Source organism: Maribacter sp. (assembly GCF_049667165.1).
Lineage (GTDB): Bacteria > Bacteroidota > Bacteroidia > Flavobacteriales > Flavobacteriaceae > Maribacter_A.
Genome location: NZ_JBATHS010000400.1, coordinates 1 through 2,811, shown reverse-complemented (window position 1 = coordinate 2,811; position 2,811 = coordinate 1). Strand labels below are relative to the sequence as shown.

The following is a 2,811-nucleotide window of genomic DNA, read 5'->3' as shown; positions in this document are numbered from 1 at the left end:
TTTATACTCAAATTCAGAAAAATCTGGAATTAAGTGAAGCTTTAGAATTAAAACTTACCGGATCCATAAGATATGATAAGTCTGAATTTTTTGATGGCTTCGTTTCCCCTAGAATTTCTGCTGGCTTAACGGTTAATCAAGATCACAATATCAGGGCTTCAGTCCAAACAGGATTCAGGAATCCAACAACACAGGATCTGTTTATTGGCTTAGATACCGGAGCGTATATCTTAGTAGGTTCAGCACCGGACAATTTAAATCGGTTTACGAAACCTCACATAATAAGCAATGCGGCGCAACAGAATTTAGGGCAACCCGCAACCATTACTCAATCAGGTGGTGTTGCTTACACAAATTCATATACCTTAAGTTCCGTACAAGCTTTTGGAGCAACCGGAAATCCTGCGGCTTTGGAAATAGGGAATCCAAGTATAATTAAACCAGAGCAGGTTAGCTCTGCTGAAGTTGGTTACAGAGGAAAATTCAATAAATTAATAGTAGACTTTAGCGCTTATTACAATAAATACAAGGATTTTATCTCACAGGGACGAGTTATTGCTCCTTTTTATGGTACTGTTGGTGATGGCAGTTTATCTGTTGCAGCCTTAGCCAATGAGGATTATGAAGTTTATGGAACATACACCAATGCAGAGGCTGATGTTAATTCTTATGGTGCATCCATAGGATTGTCGACAAAGGTATTTGGTAATTTTGATCTGCAAGGGAATTACACGTATGCAAAACTGGATTTCGATCAGGAAAAGTATCCGGATTTTGTAACAAACTTCAATACACCAGAGCACAAATTTAAAGCATCTTTTGGTAATGCTAATTTATTTGACAATTTTGGGTTTAACGTTTCATATAGATTTAGTGATGATTACTATTGGGAAGCGACTTTTGGTGATGGTGTTGTGCCGGAATATCATGTGCTTGATGCTCAAATAAACTATATAGTGCCAAGTTTGAAATCAACCTTTAAAGTAGGAGGAACAAACCTAACCGGTCAAGAATATTATACTGCATATGGTACAGGTTTCATAGGATCGATGTATTACATATCATGGACAATTAACAACTTATAAAAATTATGAAAAAGAATATTATAAATACAAAATATTTATGGCTGTTATTTATCCTTATGGGATTAACAGCATGTAACGACGTTGAAGATATATTGGCAGATAATAATGCCGAAATTCTTATTGATGAACCTTTACCGGAATTAACATCCGGCACTGTTGACTTTTCAAATTACGTAGCTGTAGGCGCTTCTTTTACAGCAGGAGTGTCTGATCAAACATTGTTTATAGCAAGTCAGCAAAATTCATTTCCAAATACTTTAGCAAAGCAATTTGCAAATGCAGGTGGGGGTAGTTTTACTCAACCTATGGTGAGCGATAATTTTGGAGGCTTGGCTTTAAACGGCATGAGAATTTATGACCCTAGGCTTGTTGTTACCGGACCTAGTGCTCCACAGTCATTAGAATCAGTAATTGGACCAGTAACAGTAAGTACTGATATTGCTTTAAATAATCCAACAGGACCATTTAACAACTTAGGAGTTCCTGCAGCAAAAAGTTTTCACTTAATTGCACCTGGTTACGGCAATTTAGCTAATTTTCCTGCAGCAGCAAATCCATATGCAATTAGATTGACCGGTTCAACTCCGAATGCATCTATTTTGGAATTAGCTGTAGCTCAAAACCCATCCTTTTTCACATTATCTGAATTTGGTGGTAATGATGTATTGGGCTATGCATTGTCTGGCGGAGATGGTAGTAACCTGATTACAGATACTGCTACTTTTGACTTTGCTCTAACAACTATGTTGGGTGGTTTAACTGCAAATGGAGCTAAAGGAGCAATTGCTAATGTACCAAACATAACAGGATTAGCACATTTCACTACTGTAACTTATAATCCACTGGATCCATCCAATCCGGCTTTTGGTCCACAGATCCCAACGCTAAATACAATTTTTGGGGCACTGAATCAGGTTTTTTCTGCATATGGAGAAACAGATCGTTTAATTGTTTTTTCGGAAACAGAAGCTAGCGCCGTGGTTATAAGAGATGAAAGTTTAGCTGATTTTTCAGCACAAATTGCTGGCGGTTTATTAGCGAACCTTCCTGCATTTGAAGCTTTTATAGCGCAGTTCGGATTGCCTCCTGCATATGCAGGACCAGTTGCTAATTTGCTAGGGCTAACTTATGGACAGGCAAGACAGGCGACATCGGGAGATTTATTCGTTCTACCCAGTATGTCAGTTATAGGAACGGTAAATTACGATTCTGTTGCGTTTTTAATGTCTCAGGGATTATCTCAGGCTTTAGCCGGCCAGTTTTCAGTGGAAGGCGTTTCCCTTCCTTTAGCAGATAAGTGGGTATTAACTCCGGAAGAACAACAAGAAATATCAGCGGCTACAAGCGCTTATAATGCGTCAATTTCAGCAGCGGCGAGTACAAATGGATTAGCATTAGTTGATCTAGATACGGTACTTCAAGAAGCAGCATCTTCTGGTATTAGTGAAGGTGCGTTTATTTTAACAACAAGTCTGGTTACTGGCGGTTTGATTAGTTTGGACGGAGTGCATTTAACTGCAAGAGGTTATGCTGTCATGGCCAATAAATTCCTGGAAGCTATTGATGCAACTTATGGATCTAATTTTGTAGCTTCAGGCAATACGGCCCAAGTTGGAGACTTTGGTGTCTTTTACTCTCCTTTACTACAATAAAAAATTAGTTTATAAAATCAAAAGAACGTCTTCTATCTGAAGACGTTCTTTTTTTGGTCAAAAAAGAAAATAAT

Annotated in this window: 2 protein-coding genes; both read left to right on the top strand. The window is 38.1% G+C overall.

The window, feature by feature from the left end; genetic code table 11:
• Positions 1 to 1,085 (top strand): TonB-dependent receptor domain-containing protein (locus WBM98_RS18080; RefSeq protein WP_424367418.1); only part of this gene is annotated, 1,085 nt, incomplete at its 5' end.
• A gap of 5 nt (positions 1,086 to 1,090) precedes the next feature.
• Entirely contained in the window at positions 1,091 to 2,737 is a 1,647-nt protein-coding gene (locus WBM98_RS18075; protein ID WP_424367417.1) for an SGNH/GDSL hydrolase family protein, read from the top strand.
• The last annotated feature ends 74 nt before the right edge of the window (positions 2,738 to 2,811 follow it).

Bases quoted from the DNA above. Each gene is read 5' to 3' on its own strand.
- WBM98_RS18075 (WP_424367417.1), top strand. From the start codon at position 1,091: ATGAAAAAGAATATTATAAATACAAAATATTTATGGCTGTTATTTATC.